This window comes from Paraburkholderia sp. CNPSo 3274, from assembly GCF_024206475.1.
Classification (GTDB): domain Bacteria; phylum Pseudomonadota; class Gammaproteobacteria; order Burkholderiales; family Burkholderiaceae; genus Paraburkholderia.
Genome location: NZ_JAMBPR010000037.1, coordinates 19,878 through 42,231, shown reverse-complemented (window position 1 = coordinate 42,231; position 22,354 = coordinate 19,878). Strand labels below are relative to the sequence as shown.

The window sequence follows — 22,354 nt, the reverse complement described above, 5'->3', positions numbered from 1 at the left end:
ACTGTTTTCATGAAGTAGCCTCGGCATGCATGCCGATTCTTCCGATCAATGCATTGGCGAGGATTTCATCGCCGATCACGACAGCCTCGATATCGCAAACGCGGCAACGAACATTGTTACGAGCATGGCCGAGAGCATGAAAATCTTCTGTCGGTCGTCGAATTCCGGAAAATCCCCAAGCGTCGTCGTCAGGTTGGCCGCGTCCCACAGCGCGTTGAACAGGCACGTATGAAGAGGCGGCTCTAGCAACATGAGTTCGCTGGTGGCGGCGACGAGCAGCAGCACGAGCAGGTCAATGGAGTGCCACGCACGACGCCGCCATTCGCGCACGCGAACTGCGCCGAGACGCGGTTCGTTGACACGGTAGATCCACATATCGGCAGTTTCATGCGCGCTCGACGCGGCTTCATGTCAAGCGCGACGGCCTTCGAACAATCGGTCGCCACGACATCCAGTTCGGAAATCGCGGATCTTGTGTGAAGGCTAGGGCGACTGACGAAGTGCAAATTGATATAGGTCAAGCGACGATCGGCGCCCCGCTCTAATGTCTACGCAACGAGAGTGTCGCGCGAGCGCACCCACGCGATACATGATGAGCTGCGGGTCGGTAGCATTGCTCATACCTTTTCGCACGAGACACGCTCCCATGCTTGAGCCCGCGGAACAAGGTGTGGCCAGAGCAGGGCAGCCGACGCGGAGGAAGAAACGGTGATGAAGGCAAATCTGGGTGGCACAGATATCGAAGCTCGCGAGACGAATTCGGCGTCGTTGGCGCCGGGGACGGGGCCGCGGGCGGGTAGCGTCGTCGAACCGGATACGGCAAACCAGGTGGGCGCCACCTTCGCGGAGAACGAGTTGCGGCGTTTGCATAGGGAGAGGGCATCGGAACTGGGCGAAATGGCAGCCGCGCTTGCCCACGAAGTCGACCAGCCGCTCACGGCTATTCTCAGCAACGCCCAGGCGGCGCAGCGCTTTCTTGCCCAGAACCCGCCCGCTTTGGGCGACCTGCAGGAACTGCTCGCTGAGGTCGTCGTCGATAGTGCGCGCGCGCACGCGATCATTCGAAGGATGCGTCAATCGGCACGACGCGAACCGCCCGAGATCAGCGCGGTCGATGTGGGCGGCCTCGTGCGTGAAGTGGTGGGCCTGCTGCGCCGCGAAACGCAGGCCGCCGGCGCGAGCATCACCGCGCGCATCGAGCCCGCACTGCCTCATTTGCGTGGGGACGCTCTGCAATTGCAGCAAGTCCTCGTCAACCTTCTGTTGAACGCTCTCGACGCCGTGCGCGACTGCGATGCGGCAGACCGCGAGGTTTGCATCGCCGTGACGGTCACAGCGGATCGCGGCAAGGTGGGCATAGCCATTCGCGACCGGGGGCTCGGTGTCGATGCAGACCAGTTCGCCACGCTATTCAAGCCGTTCGTGACCTCGAGGCCGGACGGACTGGGGCTCGGTCTCTCGATCAGCCGCACCATCGTCATGGCGCACGGCGGGAAGCTCTGGGCCGAGCGCAACGCTGATCGCGGCATGACCTTCCATATCGAACTTCCGGCGCAGAGCGCGAGCACAAAAGCGCACGTATGAGACGGGATAGGAGCAGACGCCATGGACAAAGCTGTTTCACGCAAGGCCGCGCACGATGCAAGTGCTATAGCGGCGCCATACCGCACGCCAGACGAGAGATCGGCACAGGGCCGACTCATTCGTGACTCAGTGCCCCGCTTGTCCCAGGCGGGGTGGAAACTGCCTGAGCAGCGCCGTGATGTCATCGACCTGCTCGAGGAGTCCAATGCAGGCCGTTTGCCGCGCCTTATCCCGATACGCTTTGGCCGCATGTCGGCCTCGCCGTTTGCGTTCTATCGAGGCGCGGCCGCCGTGATGGCGGCCGATCTCGCCACGGTACCCACCAGCGGGTTGCGTGTGCAGGCGTGTGGCGACGCGCATCTGATGAACTTCGGCGGCTTTGCGACGCCCGAGCGCAATGTGATCTTCGACATCAACGATCTCGACGAAACGCTGCCCGCCCCGTTCGAATGGGACCTGAAGCGGCTTGCCGCGAGCGTCGTGATCGCCGCACAGCATCTCGAACTGCCTTATAGCGACACCGTGCGACTCACGACCGATCTCGTGCGCCAATACCGTGAACGTATGCACGACTATGCCTACATGCGCGCGCTCGACGTCTGGTACGACCGGATCGATCTGCAGAAGTATCAGGACAAGTCGGGCGATCCGGATATCGTCGAGAACGCCCGCAAGCGCATCGCACAGCGCATCGAAGTGGAGCGGCGCAAGACCGTGCCTGATCATCTCTACCCCAGGCTCGTTACCGAGGAAGGGGGGCGACCGCGTATCAAGGACGAGCCGCCGCTCATCTTCCACCCTGATGCGGATCTCGCGCCCGGCCTCGAGTCGGGCTATGCCGAGGCGCTTGCATCGTATCGCGAGAGTCTCCCCGAACATGTGCGCGTGCTGTTCGACCGGTTCCATCTGTTCGACCTCGCGCTGAAGGTAGTGGGCGTGGGCAGCGTCGGCACGATGTGCGGTGTCGGTCTCTTCTTGGCTTCCGACAACGACCCGCTGTTCCTGCAGGTCAAGGAAGCGAAAGCTTCGGTGCTCGAGCCGTATGCGGGAAGGAGCTTGCACGCGAACCACGGTCAGCGCGTGATTGCAGGCCAGCGCATCATGCAGTCCGCGAGCGATGTGTTTCTCGGCTGGAGCCGCGGGAAGAACGGGCGCGACTTCTATGTCCGGCAGCTTCGCGACATGAAAATGTCCGTCGTGATCGAGGCGCTGGATGCGGGCCTGCTTCGGCAATACGGCCGCATGTGCGCGCATGCGCTCGCGCGCGCCCATGCCCGCTCGGGCGACGCCGCGATGATTGCCGGATACATGGGCTCGGGCGGCACTTTCGACGACGCCATCACCGAGTTCGCCACGGAATACAGCACGCAAAACCGCCGGGATTATCGCGAATTCATCCAGGCGATCCGCGAAGGCCGGATTCAGGCAGCAGTGGAAGATTGAAGGCGAGGAAGTCATGCGGCGTATCAACGGCCCGACCGCTCATATGAACTGCGATGAAATCCGGCCTGAAGCGCAAACGCAACTTTCAAGCCGCCGCGTCTTCCATAATGAGGGAGACGGCAAATGAGTGTCGGCTGGCACAAGGCAGGACTCGCGGGCGTCGATTCACACGACGGCGCCGCTGCACAGCACGCGTGGTCACACGCCCGTTGGCTTGTGCTTGCGGGCTGCCTGATTGCCATTCCAGCCTTCTATGTCGAACTGCTCGCAACGTCGACTTCGATGCTGCTGACCGCGCGCGCACTCTACGGCGGCATGGCGGTGGCGTGCGCGGCCGCCGTTGCGCGAACCGCATGCTCGAGCCACAAACCAGCACGGTTTCTGGATCGCAATGCCTTTGATGTGGCGATCGCTTGCGGCGCGCTCGTCAGTATGATCGGCGGAGCGAACCCCTGGTCTTGGCTCGAATGGGTGCTCAGACTCGCGTTCATGGCGATGATTGCGCTGCGTATCGTCGTTGCCCTGCGCTCGTATTTCGAACTCAACCGGCTCGCGCTGCTCCCGCTCGCGTGCGCGATCGTTTTGTTGCTTGGCGGTGCGGGGTTTTACGCGTTGGAGCCGCATGTGCACAGCTACGCCGAAGGGCTGTGGCTCGCATTCGAAAGCAGCGCCACAGTAGGCTACGGCGACATCGCGCCCACGACGCCCGCTTCACGTGTTTTTGCCGTGTTCGTCGTGCTGCTCGGCTACGGCATGCTTTCACTGGCATTTGCCGGCATTGCCGCGTGGCTCATCGGCAAGGAAGAGCGGCGCCTCAGGCGTGAGATGCATCGGGACATCAAGGTGCTGCATGCGGAAATCATTTCGCTGCATCGCGAGCTGGAAGGGCTGCGAGATGCGCTCGCGCCGAGCCGCAGCGGTCCGCAACGAGGAGACAACGCGGCTCGGCAGATCGGAGCCGGTTGATCGCAAGAGGCATGGCGGGCAACAGCGTTGTTCATGCCTCGTCCCGCCAGGCCGGCGCTCGCATGCTTGATTCAGATCAATCGCCGCCTGCCGCAGCCAACGCACAGTAATGCGGTTGACGCCGCCACCGGGCCATACCGCGCACGGGCGGCCTGACGAACGAAGAGCGTGCCGATCATGACCGATTCCGCCGTTAGCGAAGCTGAACCCTTGCATACGAGCCGAGCCATTCATGGGGGGCGCGCGCGCGCTGCGGCGTGCGCACGCCCCGACGACTCTCCCGCTGATCAGTTGAATCGTGCGGCCCATGCGAGTCTGGCCGCGGCGACATTCGGCCTTTCACCCCTGGCGCTAGCGCTGGCCGCACTCGACTGGGCGGGGCACCTCGCAGTCTCACCCGGAAAATGCTTCGACCTTGCTACGCACGGGTGGCTTACGGCAACGTTTCCTTCGCAGTTGCGCCCCACCGGAGACGAAGCGCAGAAGGGCGGGATGACGGTGTACGCTGGTCATGCCGACCCTCGTTTCACAGCCACCGCATGGTCGAACTGGCCATTCCGGATATACCGTGACGCGTTTCTGGCGATCGAGCGCTGGTGGCGCGAAGCGACCCGCGGCGTTCCGGGCGTTGAGCGGCACCACGAGGAACTGGTTGGCTTCGCGGCGCGCCAGTGGCTCGACGCGTGTTCGCCCGGCAACTTCATCGCGACCAATCCAGAGGTGTTGCAGGCCACGTTGCGCAGTGGCGGCGCCAATCTTGCTGCGGGCTTGCGCAACTGGCTCGACGACGCGAACGCCATGGCCGACACACTGCGGGGCACGCGGGCACGCGTGGCGCAGCCCTGGATTCCGGGGCGCGACGTCGCGGTGACGTCGGGCCGGGTCGTCTGGCGCAACGCGTTGTGCGAGCTGCTGCAGTATGCGCCGACGACGCCCAATGTCGAGCGTGAGCCGATCCTGATCGTGCCGTCGTGGATCATGAAGTACTACATCCTGGATCTGCAGCCGCACGACTCGCTGATCCGGTTTCTGGTCGAACAGGGCTACACGGTATTCGCCATATCGTGGCGCAATCCAGGCCCCGAAGCGCGCGATCTCGGCCTCGACGACTACTTGCGCGACGGCTTCTTCGCGGCGCTCGAGGCAGTTCGCGTGCGATGCAGTGAGCCCGTCCACGCGGTCGGGTACTGCCTGGGCGGGACGCTGCTTGCGATCGGCGCGGCGGCGCTCGCACGCGACGGCAGGCGCGACATGCTGCGCTCCGTCACGTTGCTGGCCGCGCTCACCGATTTCAGCGACCCGGGCGAACTCGGTTTGTTCATCGACGCTAGCGAACTCGCCGCGCTCGACGCGCTGATGTGGCGGCAGGGCTATCTGGATGGTGCGCAGATGTCGGCGGCGTTCCAGTTGCTCAACGCGCGGGACCTGATCTGGTCCCGGATGATGAGCGAGTATCTGCTCGGTCGGCGCACGAAGCCGAACGACCTCATGTCGTGGAACGCCGACACGACGCGCATGCCGTACCGTATGCACACCGAATATCTCACGCATCTCTTTCTCGACAACGATCTCGCGGCAGGCCGTTATTGCGTGGACGGCCGGCCCATCGCGCTTTCGGACATCGAAGCGCCGATGTTCGCCGTCGGGACCGAGCGCGATCACGTTTCGCCGTGGCGCTCGGTCTACAAGCTGCATTTGCTCACGCACAACGCGCTCACGTTCGTGCTCACGGCGGGCGGCCATAACGCCGGCATCGTGTCCGAGCCGGGACATGAAGGGCGCTACTTCCGATGCGCGACGCGCGAGCCCGACGCGCCGTACCGCAGCCGTCATGAGTACGTGAGCGAGACACCCGTGATCGACGGTTCGTGGTGGACCTGCTGGTGCGACTGGCTGCGCAAGCACTCGACGGGCGAGGTGCCGGCGCGCACGCCGCAAGCCGGGCTTGGGCCGGCGCCCGGCGAATACGTGCTCGAAACATGAACGCGCGCAGCCAGCCAGCGGACGAGTGGCTCGAAGTCAAACGCAGACGGGTGAACAGGGCCATGTCATGGAACATCATGCCGAAGTGCTGAGAGGACTGCGCTGGTACCCGCGCATGCCAGGCTGGCGCGACGTGGCGGCCGTGGTGCTGGTGTTCGGCACGATCGTGTTGCTGGGCGAGGGCGCGCGCCAGATGACGGGCCCGCTGGCGGGCGGCCACGGCGCGGCCATCTCGCTCTCTCCCGCGGCGCTGCCAGGTTATACGCTGCGCACGGTGCTGCGCATGCTGATCGCGCTCATCGCTTCGTTCATGTTTACGTTCACGTACGCGACGCTCGCGGCAAGGAGCCGCCGGGCGGAGCGGATCCTCATCCCGCTGCTCGACGTGCTGCAGTCGGTGCCGATACTCGGCTACCTGTCGTTCACGGTGGTGTTCTTCATGTCGCTCTTTCCGGGCAACGTGCTGGGCGCCGAACTGGCCTCGATTTTCGCGATCTTCACGAGCCAGGCGTGGAATATGGCGTTCAGCTTCTATCAGGCGCTGCGCACCGTGCCCTCCGATCTGGACGAGGCGAGCCGCAGCTTCCGTCTGTCCGGCTGGCAGCGGTTCTGGCGGCTCGAAGTGCCGTTCGCGATGCCGGGGCTCGTATGGAACGCGATGATGTCGATGTCGGGCGGATGGTTCTTCGTGGTGGCTTCGGAGGCCATCTCCGTGGGCGATGTGCAGGTGGCGCTGCCCGGCGTGGGGTCGTGGGTGGCGCAGGCGATCCTGAAGCGCGATCTCGCGGCGGTGGGCTGGGCGATACTCGCCATGAGCCTCGCGATCGTGCTTTACGATCAGTTGCTGTTTCGCCCGCTGGTGGCATGGGCCGACCGGTTTCGTTATGGCGATATCGCGGCTCAGGCTTGCCCGCGCAGCTGGCTGCTCGACCTTTTTCATCGGTCGCCGTGGATGCAGCACGCGTGCCGCCCGGCTGGTGCGGCACTCACGCGCGCCGCACATCTGCGGTTGTCGCCCGGCGCGCGTTGGCACGGCTTCGCTTGGGCACACAGCGCCTCCTCGCGGCGCGCGGGCGACGCGCTCTGGTTCGCACTGTGCGCGGCCGCCGTAACAGGTGCGGCCATGGCGGTGCTGCGCTTCGCAGCGCCAGCTCTCGCATGGGCCGACGTGGTCGATGCAGTACGCAACGGCTTGCTCACCTTGCTGCGGGTCGTGGTGCTCATTGCGCTCGCCTCCGCAATCTGGGTTCCGACAGGCGTGGCGGTGGGGCTGCGCCCGCGCGTGGCCGCCTGGGTCCAGCCGGCTGCACAATTTCTGGCTGCCTTCCCCGCCAATTTGCTGTTCCCCGTCGTCGCGTTCTGCATCGTGCACTTCAGGCTCGCCCCGGACATCTGGCTGTGCCCGCTGATGATCCTCGGCACGCAGTGGTACATCCTCTTCAACGTGATAGCTGGCGCCACAGCCTTGCCGAGCGATTTGCGCGAGGCGGCGACGAGCCTGCGGCTACGGCCGCGCGCGCGGTGGCTGCAAGTGTTGCTGCCAGGCATCTTCCCGTATTACGTGACGGGCGCGATTACGGCGAGCGGCGGTGCGTGGAACGCAAGCATCGTGGCCGAAACCGTCAGTTGGGGGACGACCAGCCTGAGCGCAGGCGGCCTCGGCGCCTATATCGCGCAGATGACGGCGAGGGGAGACTTTCCGCGCATTGCCCTCGGCATTGCCGTCATGTCGATCATGGTCGTTGCCGCCAACCGCTTGATATGGCGGCCACTCTACGCCTTCGCTGAACGCCGTACGCGGCTCTCCTGAACGCCTCGCCATGGAAATCGCCCCAATGCCAGCTCCAGCACCCTCCGCAATGGCGCTTGATGACGCGCCTCATGCTGGCCTCGCTACGCCAGTGCTCGAACTCGACCACGTGGGCATGGCGTTCGCGCGGCCCTCCGGCGACCCACTGCCGGTGCTTGTGGATATCGACCTGATGCTGCGCGAAGGCGAAATTCTCGGCCTGCTCGGGCGCTCGGGATCGGGCAAATCGACGCTCTTGCGCGTAGCAGCCGGCCTCGCGCGGCCCACGTCAGGCCGCGTGCGGTACCAACGCGCGCCGCTTTCGGGTCCTGCCGAGGGTATCTCAGTGGTGTTCCAGACCTTTGCGCTTTACCCGTGGCTCACGGTGCTCGCCAACGTCGAGCTGGGGCTCGACGCGGCGGGACTCGCGCCCAGCGTGGTGCGCGAGCGCGCGATGTCCGCGATCGAGAGGATCGGGCTCGACGGCTTCGAATCCGCGTTTCCGCGCGAACTTTCGGGCGGCATGCGCCAGCGTGTGGGCTTTGCGCGGGCGCTGGTGAGCGAACCGAAACTGCTGCTGATGGACGAGCCATTTTCGGCGCTCGACGTACTCACCGCCGAAACGCTGCGCAGCGACTTTCTCGACCTGTGGACCCAGCGGCAAACGCCGATCGAGGCGGTGCTCATGGTCACGCACAACATCGAGGAAGCGGTGCTGATGTGCGACCGCATCCATGTGCTGGGCGGCCATCCGGGTCATATCGTCGCGACGTTGAATGTGCCGCTGTCGCGCCCGCGCAACCGGCTCGATCCGGCGTTTCGCGCCATCGTCGACACGCTGTACGGAATCCTGACCGCTCGCCTCGCCGAATCCGCCAACGGCTCAGGCGCGGTGCGCGGCGCGTTTGGGCTGCGACTGCCGGCGGTATCGAGCCATCGTCTTGTCGGGTTCCTCGATGCGCTCGCGGCGGCCACGCACGATGGCCACACGGAACTGACCTCGATGGCCGCGGCGCTGATGCTCAAGCCCGATGAACTCTTTCCGGTGGCCGTGGCGCTGCATCTGCTGGCATTCGCGGAGCTGCAGGAGCGCACGATCAAACTCACGGCGGCCGGACGCATGTTTGCCCACGCTGGCGATAGCGAGCGCAAAAAGCTGTTTCGCGAACACGTGGTGCAGTTCGTGCCGCTCATCGCCCACATCCGCGAGGTCCTTGACGAACGGGAAGGGCACCGGGCGCCGCGTGCGCGTTTCGAGCTCGAACTGGAGGACCACTTGCATCGCGCCGATGCCGAAACGACCCTGCGGAGCGCGATCGACTGGGGCCGGTACGCCGGGTTATTCAGCTACGACGACCACACCCGAACATTTGGCGATTGAATCTGCCAGGCCGGCAAGTGCTTGATCGATGTCAAATGTGCACCCTCGCCGCCGCTCATCATGAGACAGGCGCTTTACCTCGCGGCCGCGCCGGCTGTCGTTCCGATCATTCTCGGAGGGAACATGAAAGCACTGGTCTACAATGGTCCGGGCAAATTCGCGGTCGAAACGCGGCCGATGCCCGCCTTGCAGGCTCCCGGCGACGCGATCGTCAAGATGTCGAAAACGACGATCTGCGGAACCGACCTGCATATTCTCAAGGGCGACGTGCCCAGTTGCGAGCCGGGCCGTATTCTCGGCCACGAAGGCGTGGGCGTCGTCCATGAAACCGGAAGCGGCGTCTCGACGCTGAAAGCCGGCGATCACGTGCTCGTCTCCTGCATTTCGAGCTGCGGACAGTGCGAGTACTGCCGGCGCGGCATGTACTCGCACTGCAAGACGGGCGGCTGGATTCTCGGCAATCGCATCGACGGCACGCAGGCCGAATACGTGCGGACTCCGCACGCGCAAACGAGCCTGTACCGGATTCCCGCAGGCCTCGACGAGGCCGCGCTGGTGATGCTCTCGGACATCATGCCAACGGGCTTCGAATGCGGCGTGCTCAACGGCCGGGTTGAACCCGGCAGCACGGTTGCCATTGTCGGCTCGGGGCCGATCGGGCTGGCCGCGCTCCTGACCGCTCAGTTCTATGCGCCCGCGCAGATCATCATGATCGATATGGACCCCAACCGTCTGGAATGCGCGAAGCGATTCGGCGCGACGGCGTGCATCGATCCGCGCGCGGGCGACGCCGTGGATGCGGTGATGATGCTCACGGATGGCGTGGGGGTGGATTGCGCAATGGAGGCAGTCGGCGTACCTGCGACGTTCGAACTCTGCGAGCAACTCGTCGCACCGGGTGGCACGATCGCGAACATCGGCGTGCATGGCGTGCCGGCGTCGCTTTTTCTCGACAAGCTCTGGGACCGCAATGTGGCGATCACGACGCGCCTCGTCGACACCGTGAGTACGCCCATGCTGCTCAAGACCCTGTGCGCCGGACGCATCGATCCGAGCCGCCTGATCACGCATCGCTTTGCGTTCGAGGACGTCCTCAAGGCCTACGAGACGTTTTCGCACGCGGCGAGCACGCAGGCGTTGAAAGTCATCATCGAGATGTGACTCGCCATGGGCAACCGGGGGCTTTCTGCTGCAGTGCGCCTCGAACGAGCCGGGGCGCGCCCGGCGCAACGCAAAAGGCAGCCACCAGCCGAAGGAGCGGTGCGTCTCGCGCCGCGCGTGCGCCAACTGATCGAAAGCCAGAGCTATGTTCAGGCCGACGAGGACGCGGCGTTTCTGCGGCGTCCGGAAATGTGCGGCGTACGCCTTCAGCTCGACTACTGGAAAACCGAAGAGCGGCTGCAGCAACTCGGAATCGCGCATACGGTGGTCGTTTACGGAAGCCCCCGCGTCACGAGCCCGGCGCAAGCGCGCAAGCGGCTCGCCGCCTCGCCCTGGTCGACTCCGATGCTGAATAGCAACGCGAACTGCGCGTGGCGCAAGCGCTCCTTCGGCGAAGCATCTAATACGATGTCGCGCGCAAGTTCGATATTGCACATAAAACTGCCATGGTCCTTCCAGGGTTGCATCACGATCTAGCTCATTCGCGAGCGCGCATGCGAAGGGGGGCATCAGCATGAACATCATCTTTTCCGATCGGTCGCCGCACTATGACGCCAGCCGGCTCGCGTTGACCTTTCCCGCTACGGCCGGCGACATGCACGTCGAGTGCGCGATCACGGCCGAGGCGCTCGAAGATCATTTCGGCGCCGCCTCCCTGCGCGAAGCGGATTTGTGCGGCGCATTCCTTGCCCACCGGGCCGCGATCGAAAGAGCAGCGGCTCGCATGATCGAGGCGACGCAGTCCGAAGCGATCACGCTTCACAGCGGCTACTTCCGCATGTACAGGGATTCGGACGATGGCGTGAAAAGCCCGTTCGCAGTGAGGCCGCACGCTTGATTCAAGTCAATGCGCGCGGCCTTGCAATCTTTAAATTGAATCATATCGGGGCGTTGGCCCTTAACGGAGGACCTCATGCAAGCATCAGACATCATGACGACGGACGTCATCACCGTGCGCCCCAATGCGTCAATTTTCGAGGCAGCAACGTTGCTCACCGAACATCACATCAGCGGGATTCCGGTCGTTGACGATGGCGGAGCGGTTGTCGGCATTCTCAGCGAAAGCGATCTGCTGCATCGAGTGGAAACGGGCACCGGCAAGCCACAGCGAAGCTGGTTTGGGGAATTCCTCCATTCGACGCGCAAGCTTGCAGGCGAGTACCTGAAGGAAAACGCGGTGAAAGTGGGCGACGTCATGACGGGCAACGTCGTTTCGGTTTCGCCTTCCACGCCGCTCAGCGAGATCGCCGACGTGCTCGAACGCCTTCATATCAAGCGTGTGCCCGTACTCGATCAGGGCAATCTGGTGGGTATCGTAAGCCGTGCGAACCTGATACGCGCGCTGGCGAGCGCCGCGCGGCCCGACGAGGCGGCCCTTGCTTCGGACGAAACCATCCATCGCAACGTCATGCACGCGCTGGATGGACATCGCTGGGCAATGGCGGCGGAGAACGTCGTCGTCAAGGAAGGGATCGTCCATTTCTGGGGCACGGTGAACTCGGAAGAGGAGCGCAAGGCGATACTCGTCTCTGCGGAGCGTGTGCCTGGCGTCAAGGGTGTCGAGGACCATCTCGGCTACCCGGTGGTGTTCACGCCGATGTAAGGAAGGTGGGTGCGTCCAGGCGCGGTGAAGGCTGGGCCAGCAACACGACTGGCCCAGTTGTTTTCGTCCGCCGCCGTCGCGGCGCTTCTCGCTTGAGGAGAAAATACGGGGACGACTCGGACGACGACGAGCGGAGTGACGTCGGAAAGGACGTGGATCACGCGCGGCTATCCACCCGGTCACTCACGCCGGTACGCGGGCGTTGTGCTTCGCCTGCTCTTCCTCGTCGGACGCCGCCGTACGTGCAGGTACGAGCAACACGGGACAGCACGCGCACCTCAGCACGCGCTCGGCAACGCTGCCCAGCATGAGGCGGCGCACACCGCGACGCCCGTGTGTGCCCATGACGATCAGATCGGCATGCCAGTCTGCCGCCGCCTGCTGGATACACTGTGCGACGTCTTCCGCAGGGAGTTCGACTTCAACCGAGCACGATGAGCCTTTCACGCCTTGTTGCGCCATGCGCGCATCCGCGTCGGCACGAATCACGCGTCCCTCCTCGATATACGCGTCGCGCACGATCGAAGGATCGTAGCCGGGCACGTCGTACGCGATGACGGGCAGGTCTACCACATAGAGCGCCTGCAGTTGCGCGCCCATGTCGAGCGCCAGTTTGATCGCGGCGTCGAGAGCGTGTGATGCGGTCTTGCTGCCGTCGAGTGCGACCAGAATACGCGAGTACATGGTAAGGCTCCAGTGGAAGCTGAATAGAATCGACGCGAGGTCCTTCAATGAGACATGAGTACCGGCAGCGTCATCGTGGCAAGGATGGAGCGCGTGGCGCCGCCCAATACGAGTTCCTGCAGGCGTGCGTGCCCGTATGCACCCATCACGAGCAGATCGTAGCCGCCATCGGCCGCAGAACTGAGCAGCGCATCGCCTGTGGATTCAACTGCGTCGCGGTCGAACCGGGTGATATCGACCGTCGTCGCGCCATGGCGCGCAAGCATGGCGGCGAGATCGGCGCACGACGCCTGCGACTCGGCGGGCGTAAAGGTCGTGGAGGCGGCCACGATGGTCACCTGGGCCGCCCGCGCGATGAAAGGCATGGCGTCGTGAATCGCGCGAGCGGACTCGCGGCTGCCGTTCCAGGCCACGAGGACGCGTTCGCCGACCGATTCGAAGCTGCCTGTGTACGGCATTAACAACACGGGACCGCCCGCGCCGAGAAGCACAGTTTCCGAAAAGTGTTCAGCAATATAGGATTCCGGATTGTCCTGATCGGTTTGCCCGAGGATCACGAGGTCGGCGGTCCGGCTGCGCCGCATGACCGCCGTGACCGGATCGCCCTCTGGAGTCACCCAGGCGCCATCGACCTGCGCACGAGCCAGTTCGGCGCGAAAGAGCCGCTCGATCGCGCCGCGCTATTCGCGGCGCAGCTTGCGGTGCGTGTCGTAATAGTCGGCCGTGCCAGCCATCACGTAAAACTCGCGCGGGTGCGGCTCGAACGCCGCAAACAATCCGTCCAGATGCGCGCCAAACCTGCGGGCCAGCTTCAACGCAAGTGTGAGTCGCGCGCTTGCGCGCGCGCTCGTATCCATATGCACCATGATCGTTTTGTAGCTCATCGTGATCTCCAGCGAACGGGGTCGTGGCACCGCCCCTAAGGGCGGAGAAAGTGATTCGAGTCTAAGAACGGAGGGCTCGCGATGGTTGATTTGAATCAATCATCTCTTCACGGATAAATACGGCGCCCGCGGATTTCGGAAAAAAGGAGACATTGAGGCAGATCAATCAGAAAACTCCGTTGCTGCCTAGATTGGGTATAGCGCGACTCATCGCAGGGTTGTGCGCCACGAAGGGCTACAGGAGGCAACACAATGAGCAATCTGACACGTTATGACCCGTTTTCCATGGAACCTGTTTCGGATCTCTTCCAGGGGCTGTTTCGGCCGATGCGCGGCATGCTCGCCGCCGAGGAGAGCGAACTCTCGACGATGAAACTCGATGTCACGGAGAACGAGAAGGGTTACACGGTGAAGGCCGAGATGCCGGGTGTGGACAAGAAGGACATCGACGTAAAAATCGACGGGAATGTGGTTTCGATTCATGCGAAGGTCGAGCGCAAGACCGAACAGAAGGAAGGCGAACGCGTCATTCGCCGCGAACGGTACAGCGGCTCCTTCGCGCGCACGTTCTCGCTCGCCAGCGATATCGACGAAAGCAGCGCCAATGCGCAGTATCAGGATGGCGTGCTCTCGCTTACGCTGCCAAAAAAAACGGCCACCGAACAGAAGCGGCTGCAGATCGAGTGAGCGCCTGAGGTCTTCTAGACGGGGGAGAGGGCGCGTCGACCCGGGCATGAAGGCCCGGCGCACGCCATGACGGCGCAGGGGCATTGGCTCCGCGCCTTCTTTTTTTGCGTTTGTGCAGCACGGCTTACGCGCGGCGCAACTCGGTGCGGGTGCATGAACGGGGGAGGCATAGAATGAAGCGACTGACCGCCGCGGCCGCCAGAATGCAGCACGTTGCGCCCTATTCACGCCTCTATGTCCTGTTTACCGGAATGGAGCGCGTCGCCTCGCTGCTCGACTGCGTAGCGGGCTGGGCAGTTCGTGGCGCGCACGTACGGCTTGCTGGCCTTGCACCTTCGGCTTTGCTGGCGGATTCGGATCAACGGGCCGCGCAGCACCTCTCCAATCGGATCACCCTGGCCGCGACGCTCGAAGCCGCTCGCGAACTGCTGGCGCTACGCGGAATCGAGGCGGACTGCGAATTCCTTCGCACGGGGCCGGACAGCGCAGCGCGTAACGAGGCGCTTGCTCGCGCGGTACGCGGCTGGAAGGCCGACGTGACGATCGGGGCCCCGGCCAACCCGGTCGCGCTTGCAGGCGAAACGGACTGCCCGGTGCTTTTGCTGCCCACACTCACCGCGCGCCACTGTTCGGTGCCGCCACGGCGCGTTTTCGTGGCGAGCGATGCAAGCGCGGCATCGGCTTACGCCGTGCGTGAAGCGGCGAGGCTGGCCGCTTCACGCACGGCGGTGCGCGTGGGTTATCTCGCGTGTGACCGGGCGGCCGCGCAGCATCCCGAGGACTTCGACGCGGCCATCCTCGAAGCCCAGCACGATGGCGAGTCGACGGCGCACGCGATCATTCAGGCGGCGCTGCAGTGGCGCGCGGATCTGCTGGTGCTCGGCACGCGCGGCGGCCATGAAGGCGGCCGGTGGCGCTACGCGAGCGTTGCCGCCGACGTGGCGCAGCGCACGGTGCTGCCGCTGCTCCTCGTGCCGCAGGGTTCGAAGACGTCGATGCTGGCCTGAGGGCAGGCCCACGACGCGGCCACGCATTGTGTACCTGTGGTCTTCGTTCAGTTGAACTGGATACGTACATGGAACTCCCAGCGGAACCTTTCCAGCGCCTCATGGCCACCGCCGAGGGCGGAAGTGGCCTCGTTTCGCTTGCGGCATTTGCCTGCCGCCTTGCGAATCGCGATGCGCCGATCAAGCTCGTCGAACTCATCGCCGATCCTGCCTCCCTGTTCCCCGCCCTCCAGTTGGGGCTGCCGGACGGTGCCGAGACACACGCAGCGATGATCCGCCGTGCAGAACTCGACTTGCGCGATGCCGCGACCGCGTTGGCACTCGAGCGACGCGAACCGGACGTGCAACTGCTCGATCTCCCGGTGCTGCACACAAACGCGCCTGTCGCCGTTGCTCACGCTGCCGACTCTTTCGACGCCGATCTGGTGGTGCTCGCAGCGCATCACCCTGGGCAGCGCTGGGCCTGCAGGCTTGATCCGGAGGAAATCGCGTACGCGACGCGCCGGACGTTGCTGTATGTGCCGTCGCAATTGCTTGCACTGGACGAACCACCTCTTGCGCGCGCGCTGATCGCCGTCGACGGAAGCGCGAGTGCCTATGCCGCCCTTCAACTCGCGGTTGGGTGCGTGCCGGCGGAGGTGGAATTGCGCGTGATCTACGTCGTAGAACGCACGCTCCATGTGGGAGGCCAGGGACTCACCCATCTATTTGAGGATGACCGCGCCAGTACGCTTGCCCGTGCCGAGGCGCTCGTTGCGTCCTGCGGCTCCCGGGTATCGATTGCGGCGCTGGCGACGTACGACGAACTCGACGACATCGCCAGCACAATTCTGCGCGAGGCACGTGGCTGGGGTGCCGATCTACTCGTCATCGGATTGCAGGGGCGGCGCATGCGGACGCAGGCGCTGCCCGGCAGCGTTGCGTCGCACGCCCTGCGCGACGCCCTGTGCCCGGTGCTCGTTGCGGCGCCGGCGAAACGCGCAACAGATCAGGCGATGGCGACGTGTGCCTCGCATAGCGCAGGTGGTGGCGGTGAAACGTCGGTCCGCTCTTACAGCGGCCCGCGTAAGCGGCGCGCTACGCGGGCCTTTGGTAGCGCACCGCGGTGAGCGGTGCCAGTCAGGGTTGACGTGCATCAATTGGCTTCGGCTACCCGGTCTTATCCTGAATTCAATCGCAGATCCAGTCGATCACCACCAGGCCCCAGGAGGAACGCAATCATGTCACTTACCGGCCATATCGATTCGGGCGCCTGGAGCGTCCAGGCACTCACGTCGCCGGCTCCGCAAGGCGGTTTTTGCTGCGAAGTCAGCGTCACGCACGGTCCGCAGACGCAGTGCTTCTCGCACGCCTTTGCGCATCACCGTGTGTTTGAAACCGAGCGAGAGGCGGTGCTCGAGGGGCTGCGCGAAGGCATGGTGTGGATCGACCTGAAAATCCGTCACGCGTTTGAAGTGTAGTCAGGCATGGTCGATGGCGGTAACGAGCCTTCGGGCAGCAACAACGCCGATTTCTGAAGGGGCACGGCGATGGGACTCGGGATGCAAATTGTTTATCTGGGTTTTCCCGGTTCCTCTGCCCTCGAGGCGGAAGCCGGCGTTCAATTGCTGCGCCTCGAGCGGTTCAGCGGCGGCGTGCTGGCAGGGTGTCATCTCGCGATCGAGCGGATGCACCCCTTGCAGCCCGGAATCCACCAGCCGGCCTATGACGTTCGTCTCGACCTCGTTTCAGCTTCAAGGGAACTCGCGCCGCTTGGCCATTGCGAGGGCGACGACCCCGTGGCCGCCATGCGCGCGGCATTCGACGCAGCCGAGCGTCAACTTGGTTCCACTGGGCCCGCAAGCGCCTTTTGTCGAAGCGGTGCCAGGCGCCGCGATCACTGAGTAACGCTGCGTCTGAAGAGGAAGCCCCATCAGACTTCGTCGGCGAAGAGGCCATCCTCTGGTTCCCGCGCGCTCTCATCGACACATTGCACGTGCCAGCGTGCACCGAGCGGCCCGGCGCTCATGCGCGCACGCCAGTGCACGTCACCGCACTCGCCTTCGAAGGGACCATCGCTCGACCCGAGATTCAGACCGTCCAGCGTGCACACCTCACGCCGGTCTTCACACGCCAGCAGGCTCGTGCCGCCCGGCGAGGGACGGCATTGCCCCCATTCGGACAGACTCACGCCTGCATGGCCTTCGCGGGACCATTTCTTCGCTTCGGTGTCGATCCAGACGATCGCGCAAGCAGAAGGGTCGAGTTGATCGAAACTGTCGAGATGGACGGTAACGCGCATGAAGGTTCTCCTTTAGATACGTTTGCGCAATTACTGGCTCAGTACCCATTGAACGAGTGTGCGTGCGTCCTCGGCTGATAGCGGGCCGCCGCGGTCGTCTGGCAGGGGCATCGCCATGTCGCCCCAGTGCGCCTTGCCGCCGTGCCTGAGCTTATCTTCAAGAAGGGTGCTGGCATTCGGCTTGTCGCGGTAGCGCTCTGCGATCTGGTGAAACGACGGCGCGAGAAATGGCGCGTCCGACGTGTGGCAGAACATGCAGTGCTGCTGATCGACGAGTTCGGTGGGTTCGGCAAGCTGCGCGTGCGCGGCAATGGTATACAACGCGAGAGCACACACTGCTGCCGCGTGAAACAGGATCTTGCTCACCCAGTCACGGAAAGACGGAACCACCAGGACGCGAGCGACAGGCGTGGGAGTGCGTGGCATCGGATGTCTCCTCGCGTGCTGCCGGGAAGCGGAAGGCCGCCGGCCAGATCCATGGTGTCATCGGCGCCCTCTATCCCGTTGATATGTGTCAATCACCAACGGATTCCGGTCGCGCGCGTTCGCATCAGGATCGCTTAAAAAGTGAGCGGCGCCGGGTACCGGGCGCCGCAAAATACATGCACCTCAGCGACGAGGCTTACTGAGCAAACACCTGTCGGTGGCAGCAACGCCGCCTTTCGCGTCACACGCGCGCAAGCCCCTCCAGGTCGATGATACGGATCTGCTTGCCGTTTGGCTCGACCAGGCCTTCGCGCTGAAAGCGCGAAAACATCCGGCTCACGGTTTCGAGCTTCATGCCGAGAAAGCAGCCGATCTCCTCCCGGCTCATCTTCAGGTTGAATTGCGCACCGGAGTAGCCGCGCGCCTGGAAGCGCGCTGCGAGATCGAGCAGAAACGCGGCGAGGCGCTGTTCGGCGGTCATTGTGCCGAGCAGCATCATCAGACTGGATTCGCGGACGATCTCGCCGCTCATGAGCTGATAAAGATGGCGCTGCATGCGCCGGCTTTCGCGGCAGAACGTTTCGAGCTGGCCGAACGGCATGATGCAGACTGTGCTGTCTTCGAGCGCAATGGCGTCGCAGCTGTGCGTGCCGGAGCAAACGCCGTCAAGCCCGAGCGGCTCGCCCGGAATCTGGAAGCCCGTGACCTGCTCGCGTCCGTCCCGATGCATGACGACCGTCTTGAACGATCCGGTACGTACGGCGTACAGGCTCTGGAAGGCGTCGTGCGCGTGGAACAGCGTTTCGCCGCGGTGCACATTGCGCGTGGTGAGGACCACGGTGTCGAGTTGCTGGAGTTCTGTGGACGTGAGGTCTGGCGGCATGCAGACCGCACGCAGCGAGCAGGTCGAGCAGCGCGTAGCCGGCTGGCTCCGCGCGGCCTCACGCACGGCTGGCTGCAGCGGCACGACGTGCCAGCGCGCGGACGGCGGCGTGGACAGTGAGGATTCGCAGACGGGCTCGGCATACATGATCGTCTCCAGTTCAGCGCGCGGGGGTGACGCGCTGTTTCACTAACGCTTCAATGGCTTCGCAGGCGGCTTCGAACTCGGACGTCTTGTCGAAGAAGAAATGGGCTCCCGCTCTTTGGCAGGCTGCGCGAAACGGTGCGCCGGAGTGATTCGTCAGCACGACCGTCACAACCAAGGGTTGCTCGCGGCCGAGCAGGGTGAGCAATTCGATGCCGCTGCCGCTCGCGAGCCTAAGGTCGACCACCGCGACGTCCGCACCGCTTTGCGCGATGCCGGTCAGGGCGCTAGCCGCATCCTCGGCTTCGCCAATCACGGTCACGTCGGGAATGGCCGACAACGCTTCGGCGATTTTCCTGCGCACTGCAGTTGCATCCTCGACGAGGAAGACCTGCAGGCGCTGGCGGACAGAACTGGCTTTCATGTAGCCAGTATCGGCAACGCCGTCTCAAAAAAATATCGGCGGCGATGGAAAGTGACGTACGCGGAACGGAAGACGTGTAGGGCGATTCCTACAGTCATGCGGCAATCAGCTGCGCCAGCAGGCGGTCAGGCCTCATCCGGATCGTCGACGAGCTTGTACCGCATCGCGTAGCGCACGAGCGCGGCTTCGTGCGGCATCTGCATTTTTTCGAGGATGCGCACCTTATAGGTGCTGACGGTCTTCGCGCTTACGCAGAGTTCCTGCGCGATCTCGGTAATGGTCTGCCCGGCCGCAATACGCCGGAAGACCTCGAACTCGCGGTCGGAAAGCCGTTGATGGGGAAGCATGTCGGCGGGCTCGTTCAGACTTTGGGCGAAGCGCTCAGCCATCGTCATGCTGATGTAGACGCCGCCGGAGGCGATCTTCGTCACGGCGCTGACCAGCTCCGTGCTCGCGCACTCCTTGGTGAGATAGCCGGAGGCGCCCGCCTTGAAGGCACGCACCGCGTATTGCTGCTCGGCGTGCATGGTCAGCACGAGAATGCGCAACGCGGGCTTTTCGTCCTTGATCTGCTTGACGAGATCCACGCCGCTGCGCCCTGGCATCGAGAGGTCGAGCACCAGGACCTGGGCCGGGTGCTCGCGCACGAGCGCGAGCGTGGTCGAGCTGTCGCAGCCTTCGCCGACGACTTCGAACTGGAAGTCGCGCGCGCTTTCGAGAATGCGTCGCAGACCGTCACGCATGAGCGCATGGTCGTCGGCAATGATCACCTTGATCATGATGCGGCCTCTTCGGGGAGGAGAGCATGAAGTGCGAACGTGATTGTCATGGCAAAGCCCTTGCCGGGCGCGGTATCGATAGAAACGGTGCCGTCCAGCATGTGGGCGCGCTCGCGAATGCCGAGCAGGCCAAACGACTTGTCCCGCAAGGCGTTACGCTGTCTGTCGGCAGGGTCACCGGTCGCGCCGAGGCCGTCGTCGGCAACGCGCAGGACACAGCGCGGCCCGTCCACCTTGAGCGTAATCTCGACGAGGTTCGCTTCGGCATGACGGGCGACATTGGTCAGAGCTTCCTGGACGATGCGAAAGAGTGCAGAGGAGGCGCCGTTCGAAAACATCGTGGCGTCCGCGTCCAGATCGCGCTCGACGGCGATGCCGTGCCGGTTCGTGAAGTCGTTCGCCAGCCACTCGATGGCCGGCACGAGGCCGAGGTCATCCAGCATGACCGGCCGCAGGTCGGCCGCGATGCGCCGCAAGGCCCCCACCGTCGAATCGATCAGGTTGCGCATGCCGGCGAGGCGCGCGGGGACGTCGGTGGCGTCATCCTCCCCGAGCCGGCGCTCGAGCGCGGAGAGATCGATCTTGAGCGCGGTGAGCTGCTGCCCGAGATCGTCGTGAAGCTCGCGCGCGATGCGTGTTTTCTCGGCCTCACGTACGTTCTGCAGATTGGCCGACAGCTCGCGGAGCTCTTCGCGCGAACGCTTGAGCGCTTCCTCCGCACGTACGCGCTCGGTGATGTCGCGCAGCATGACCGTGAAAAGCTTGCCCGAGTCGTCACGGATCTGCGAAATCGATGCCTCGATGGGAAACTCCTCGCCATTGGCGCGCAGCCCGTGGAGCACACGTTGCGGGTGGCCCATCTGTCGCTCGGTGACGCCGGTCTCGCCAAACTGTTCGACATGCTGCGCGTGCGCGGCCCGGAACCGCTCGGGAATGAAGCGCGAGAGCGGAGAGCCGATCGCCTCCATGGCAGACAGGCCGAACACCTGTTCGGCGGCTGGATTGAAGATCACCACGCGTTGGGTTTCGTCGACAGTGACGATCGCTTCCATCGACGAGCGGATGATCCCCATCATGCGGGCTTCGTTGAGCCGCATATCGCCCGCGACGCGCGCCAGGTTTGCGCGCATGAGGCGTTGCGCGAGAAATGCGAGTGCGGCAGCACTGAGCGCTCCCGCGAGCAGAATGGCCGTGGCGCAAGCGGCTGCACCCGTGAGCAGCGGGCTTGCATCGGCGCTGACGTCGAGCGCGAGCGTTATGCCGCCAAAGACGAACGAATCCCTCCGCTGGAACCGCATGCCGGGCAACACCTCGTCTTCTTCGCTGCGCTCACTCGTGTAGAGGTGCAACGGAGGAGTACCGATCCGGGCGCTGATCACAAGTCCCGGATCGGCGGCAACGAGCGGTGCGAACAGCCGCCGCACGTCCAGCAAGGCAACGGCGAAGCCGATCACCTTCTGTGCATTGCCTTGTGCGCTTCCTCGCGCATCGGGCGCCGTCTCGTACACGGGCAGCCAGAGCGTGAGAAGCGGTGGCGCATTGGCCAACTCCGGCAAGGCCGCGAGCGCAGCGTTGCCGGTTTCGGCAGCGTAGCGTCGCGCGGCACGCGTCGCGACGGTGTCCGCGAATGCGTTAGCGGGGACAGTGGCGCTCAGACCGGCCCATTGCGTCGTGACTTCGGCGCGGTCGGCCGCGCCCGTCGCCCGGTTGCCGAGCGGGGTAACGTAACCCAGCGCAGTGATCGCCGAACGGGAGTTGTCCAGATCGATCGCTGACACAAAGTGGTTCCAGGCCGCCGGATCGGGGCCGGGCGTTTGCGCGAGCAAGGCGCGCGCGCCACGCAGGATGGCCTCGTTGGCAATCAGGGCCTGCCTGAGCGTTTCGTGCAACGCCGCCGCGCGCCGGGTGAACCGCTGTTCCGCCGCCGCTTGCCACTGCCGCGTAACGAACGTTGCGATGACGCCAGCCAGCGCGAAGGCCACAATGAACGCCAGCACGGCCGAAACGGCCGGATTGCGCAGGCGGGCGACAATTGCCGGCCCCACCCGTTGTCCGGCGCGCGTACGTGGGTCAGCGCGCGGACCCATGACGACATTCCGGGGCGCAATGCTTGCGCGAGATCGATGCGTAGGCCATTCGTATATGAAGTACCGACTTCAATGGGAGGGACATCGGCATCCCGTGTCTCGGGGGATGCATGCCCATTTTATGAGCCACGCGAGATCGTGTCCCAAAAAAGTTTGGC

Annotated in this window: 22 protein-coding genes and 2 pseudogenes; 15 read left to right on the top strand and 9 right to left on the bottom strand. The window is 64.3% G+C overall.

Annotated features, from left to right (window positions below):
- Window positions 1-75 precede the first annotated feature (75 nt).
- A complete protein-coding gene (locus M3I54_RS24355) occupies window positions 76-375 on the bottom strand; it encodes a hypothetical protein (protein WP_254340654.1) in 300 nt (99 codons plus the stop codon).
- A 336-nt stretch (window positions 376-711) separates the two neighbouring features.
- Here M3I54_RS24355 and M3I54_RS24350 point away from each other — a divergent pair, with 336 nt between their 5' ends.
- From M3I54_RS24350 to M3I54_RS24305, 10 genes and pseudogenes are all read left to right on the top strand, one after another.
- Entirely contained in the window at window positions 712-1,584 is an 873-nt protein-coding gene (locus tag M3I54_RS24350; protein ID WP_254340653.1) for a sensor histidine kinase, read from the top strand.
- A gap of 21 nt (window positions 1,585-1,605) precedes the next feature.
- Window positions 1,606-3,027, top strand: coding sequence for a DUF2252 domain-containing protein (locus tag M3I54_RS24345; RefSeq protein ID WP_254340652.1), 1,422 nt, complete (start codon window positions 1,606-1,608; stop codon window positions 3,025-3,027).
- 123 nt (window positions 3,028-3,150) lie between these two features.
- Window positions 3,151-3,993, top strand: a complete 843-nt coding sequence (locus tag M3I54_RS24340) for a potassium channel family protein (protein ID WP_254340651.1) — start codon at window positions 3,151-3,153, stop codon at window positions 3,991-3,993.
- Window positions 3,994-4,170: 177 nt separating this feature from the next.
- Window positions 4,171-5,976 carry an alpha/beta hydrolase gene (locus M3I54_RS24335; protein ID WP_254340649.1) on the top strand — a complete coding sequence of 602 codons (1,806 nt, stop codon included), beginning with the start codon at window positions 4,171-4,173 and terminating at the stop codon, window positions 5,974-5,976.
- A 67-nt stretch (window positions 5,977-6,043) separates the two neighbouring features.
- Window positions 6,044-7,786, top strand: a complete 1,743-nt coding sequence (locus M3I54_RS24330) for an ABC transporter permease subunit (RefSeq protein ID WP_254340646.1) — start codon at window positions 6,044-6,046, stop codon at window positions 7,784-7,786.
- 49 nt (window positions 7,787-7,835) lie between these two features.
- Complete coding sequence (locus tag M3I54_RS24325; RefSeq protein ID WP_254340735.1) at window positions 7,836-9,146, top strand: nitrate/sulfonate/bicarbonate ABC transporter ATP-binding protein; 1,311 nt, start codon at window positions 7,836-7,838, stop codon at window positions 9,144-9,146.
- Between the two features lie 123 nt (window positions 9,147-9,269).
- Window positions 9,270-10,307, top strand: a complete 1,038-nt coding sequence (locus M3I54_RS24320; RefSeq protein ID WP_254340644.1) for a zinc-dependent alcohol dehydrogenase family protein — start codon at window positions 9,270-9,272, stop codon at window positions 10,305-10,307.
- 6 nt (window positions 10,308-10,313) lie between these two features.
- A pseudogene (locus M3I54_RS24315) lies at window positions 10,314-10,631 on the top strand (cytochrome D ubiquinol oxidase subunit II); the annotation flags it as partial.
- A gap of 190 nt (window positions 10,632-10,821) precedes the next feature.
- Window positions 10,822-11,145, top strand: coding sequence for a DUF1488 domain-containing protein (locus M3I54_RS24310; RefSeq protein WP_254340631.1), 324 nt, complete (start codon window positions 10,822-10,824; stop codon window positions 11,143-11,145).
- 75 nt (window positions 11,146-11,220) lie between these two features.
- Window positions 11,221-11,910: a CBS domain-containing protein gene (locus M3I54_RS24305; protein WP_254340629.1), complete on the top strand. Its 690-nt coding sequence runs from the start codon at window positions 11,221-11,223 to the stop codon at window positions 11,908-11,910.
- Window positions 11,911-12,093: 183 nt separating this feature from the next.
- On the opposite strand, the gene M3I54_RS24300 is transcribed toward M3I54_RS24305, so the two are convergent.
- Together M3I54_RS24300 and M3I54_RS24295 are read right to left on the bottom strand one after the other, a co-directional pair.
- Window positions 12,094-12,594 carry a universal stress protein gene (locus M3I54_RS24300; RefSeq protein WP_254340627.1) on the bottom strand — a complete coding sequence of 167 codons (501 nt, stop codon included), beginning with the start codon at window positions 12,592-12,594 and terminating at the stop codon, window positions 12,094-12,096.
- Between the two features lie 44 nt (window positions 12,595-12,638).
- Window positions 12,639-13,478, bottom strand: a pseudogene (locus M3I54_RS24295) (universal stress protein).
- A 252-nt stretch (window positions 13,479-13,730) separates the two neighbouring features.
- Here M3I54_RS24295 and M3I54_RS24290 point away from each other — a divergent pair.
- The 5 genes from M3I54_RS24290 (at window position 13,731) to M3I54_RS24270 (ending at window position 17,055) form a co-directional block, all read left to right on the top strand.
- Window positions 13,731-14,165 carry an Hsp20/alpha crystallin family protein gene (locus M3I54_RS24290; protein ID WP_254340625.1) on the top strand — a complete coding sequence of 145 codons (435 nt, stop codon included), beginning with the start codon at window positions 13,731-13,733 and terminating at the stop codon, window positions 14,163-14,165.
- A 173-nt stretch (window positions 14,166-14,338) separates the two neighbouring features.
- Window positions 14,339-15,172 (top strand): universal stress protein, encoded by an 834-nt coding sequence (locus tag M3I54_RS24285; protein WP_254340623.1) that lies wholly within the window; start codon window positions 14,339-14,341, stop codon window positions 15,170-15,172.
- A 68-nt stretch (window positions 15,173-15,240) separates the two neighbouring features.
- A complete protein-coding gene (locus tag M3I54_RS24280; protein WP_254340621.1) occupies window positions 15,241-16,281 on the top strand; it encodes a universal stress protein in 1,041 nt (346 codons plus the stop codon).
- A gap of 111 nt (window positions 16,282-16,392) precedes the next feature.
- Entirely contained in the window at window positions 16,393-16,632 is a 240-nt protein-coding gene (locus tag M3I54_RS24275; RefSeq protein ID WP_254340619.1) for a UDP-glucose 4-epimerase, read from the top strand.
- A gap of 69 nt (window positions 16,633-16,701) precedes the next feature.
- A complete protein-coding gene (locus tag M3I54_RS24270) occupies window positions 16,702-17,055 on the top strand; it encodes a hypothetical protein (RefSeq protein WP_254340617.1) in 354 nt (117 codons plus the stop codon).
- Between the two features lie 29 nt (window positions 17,056-17,084).
- On the opposite strand, the gene M3I54_RS24265 is transcribed toward M3I54_RS24270, so the two are convergent.
- From M3I54_RS24265 to M3I54_RS24240, 6 genes are all read right to left on the bottom strand, one after another.
- The gene (locus M3I54_RS24265) at window positions 17,085-17,453 is read right to left on the bottom strand and encodes a DUF3564 family protein (RefSeq protein ID WP_254340615.1); all 369 of its coding nucleotides are present in this window, start codon (window positions 17,451-17,453) and stop codon (window positions 17,085-17,087) included.
- 30 nt (window positions 17,454-17,483) lie between these two features.
- Window positions 17,484-17,879 carry a c-type cytochrome gene (locus M3I54_RS24260; RefSeq protein WP_254340613.1) on the bottom strand — a complete coding sequence of 132 codons (396 nt, stop codon included), beginning with the start codon at window positions 17,877-17,879 and terminating at the stop codon, window positions 17,484-17,486.
- A gap of 241 nt (window positions 17,880-18,120) precedes the next feature.
- Window positions 18,121-18,909, bottom strand: a complete 789-nt coding sequence (locus M3I54_RS24255) for a helix-turn-helix domain-containing protein (protein WP_254340611.1) — start codon at window positions 18,907-18,909, stop codon at window positions 18,121-18,123.
- 13 nt (window positions 18,910-18,922) lie between these two features.
- A complete protein-coding gene (locus M3I54_RS24250; protein WP_254340610.1) occupies window positions 18,923-19,330 on the bottom strand; it encodes a response regulator transcription factor in 408 nt (135 codons plus the stop codon).
- 125 nt (window positions 19,331-19,455) lie between these two features.
- Window positions 19,456-20,109, bottom strand: a complete 654-nt coding sequence (locus tag M3I54_RS24245; RefSeq protein WP_254340608.1) for a response regulator transcription factor — start codon at window positions 20,107-20,109, stop codon at window positions 19,456-19,458.
- Complete coding sequence (locus M3I54_RS24240; protein WP_254340606.1) at window positions 20,106-22,196, bottom strand: PAS domain S-box protein; 2,091 nt, start codon at window positions 22,194-22,196, stop codon at window positions 20,106-20,108. The genes M3I54_RS24245 and M3I54_RS24240 overlap by 4 nt, the downstream gene beginning before the upstream one ends.
- Window positions 22,197-22,354 lie beyond the last annotated feature (158 nt).

Excerpts from the sequence above, each read along its gene's own strand:
- M3I54_RS24355 (WP_254340654.1), bottom strand. The coding sequence starts at position 375 with ATGTGGATCTACCGTGTCAACGAACCGCGTCTCGGCGCAGTTCGCGTG.
- M3I54_RS24350 (WP_254340653.1), top strand. The coding sequence starts at position 712 with ATGAAGGCAAATCTGGGTGGCACAGATATCGAAGCTCGCGAGACGAAT.
- M3I54_RS24345 (WP_254340652.1), top strand. The coding sequence starts at position 1,606 with ATGGACAAAGCTGTTTCACGCAAGGCCGCGCACGATGCAAGTGCTATA.
- M3I54_RS24340 (WP_254340651.1), top strand. The coding sequence starts at position 3,151 with ATGAGTGTCGGCTGGCACAAGGCAGGACTCGCGGGCGTCGATTCACAC.
- M3I54_RS24335 (WP_254340649.1), top strand. The coding sequence starts at position 4,171 with ATGACCGATTCCGCCGTTAGCGAAGCTGAACCCTTGCATACGAGCCGA.
- M3I54_RS24330 (WP_254340646.1), top strand. The coding sequence starts at position 6,044 with ATGGAACATCATGCCGAAGTGCTGAGAGGACTGCGCTGGTACCCGCGC.
- M3I54_RS24325 (WP_254340735.1), top strand. The coding sequence starts at position 7,836 with ATGGCGCTTGATGACGCGCCTCATGCTGGCCTCGCTACGCCAGTGCTC.
- M3I54_RS24320 (WP_254340644.1), top strand. The coding sequence starts at position 9,270 with ATGAAAGCACTGGTCTACAATGGTCCGGGCAAATTCGCGGTCGAAACG.
- M3I54_RS24310 (WP_254340631.1), top strand. The coding sequence starts at position 10,822 with ATGAACATCATCTTTTCCGATCGGTCGCCGCACTATGACGCCAGCCGG.
- M3I54_RS24305 (WP_254340629.1), top strand. The coding sequence starts at position 11,221 with ATGCAAGCATCAGACATCATGACGACGGACGTCATCACCGTGCGCCCC.
- M3I54_RS24300 (WP_254340627.1), bottom strand. The coding sequence starts at position 12,594 with ATGTACTCGCGTATTCTGGTCGCACTCGACGGCAGCAAGACCGCATCA.
- M3I54_RS24290 (WP_254340625.1), top strand. The coding sequence starts at position 13,731 with ATGAGCAATCTGACACGTTATGACCCGTTTTCCATGGAACCTGTTTCG.
- M3I54_RS24285 (WP_254340623.1), top strand. The coding sequence starts at position 14,339 with ATGAAGCGACTGACCGCCGCGGCCGCCAGAATGCAGCACGTTGCGCCC.
- M3I54_RS24280 (WP_254340621.1), top strand. The coding sequence starts at position 15,241 with ATGGAACTCCCAGCGGAACCTTTCCAGCGCCTCATGGCCACCGCCGAG.
- M3I54_RS24275 (WP_254340619.1), top strand. The coding sequence starts at position 16,393 with ATGTCACTTACCGGCCATATCGATTCGGGCGCCTGGAGCGTCCAGGCA.
- M3I54_RS24270 (WP_254340617.1), top strand. The coding sequence starts at position 16,702 with ATGGGACTCGGGATGCAAATTGTTTATCTGGGTTTTCCCGGTTCCTCT.
- M3I54_RS24265 (WP_254340615.1), bottom strand. The coding sequence starts at position 17,453 with ATGCGCGTTACCGTCCATCTCGACAGTTTCGATCAACTCGACCCTTCT.
- M3I54_RS24260 (WP_254340613.1), bottom strand. The coding sequence starts at position 17,879 with ATGCCACGCACTCCCACGCCTGTCGCTCGCGTCCTGGTGGTTCCGTCT.
- M3I54_RS24255 (WP_254340611.1), bottom strand. The coding sequence starts at position 18,909 with ATGTATGCCGAGCCCGTCTGCGAATCCTCACTGTCCACGCCGCCGTCC.
- M3I54_RS24250 (WP_254340610.1), bottom strand. The coding sequence starts at position 19,330 with ATGAAAGCCAGTTCTGTCCGCCAGCGCCTGCAGGTCTTCCTCGTCGAG.
- M3I54_RS24245 (WP_254340608.1), bottom strand. The coding sequence starts at position 20,109 with ATGATCAAGGTGATCATTGCCGACGACCATGCGCTCATGCGTGACGGT.
- M3I54_RS24240 (WP_254340606.1), bottom strand. The coding sequence starts at position 22,196 with ATGGGTCCGCGCGCTGACCCACGTACGCGCGCCGGACAACGGGTGGGG.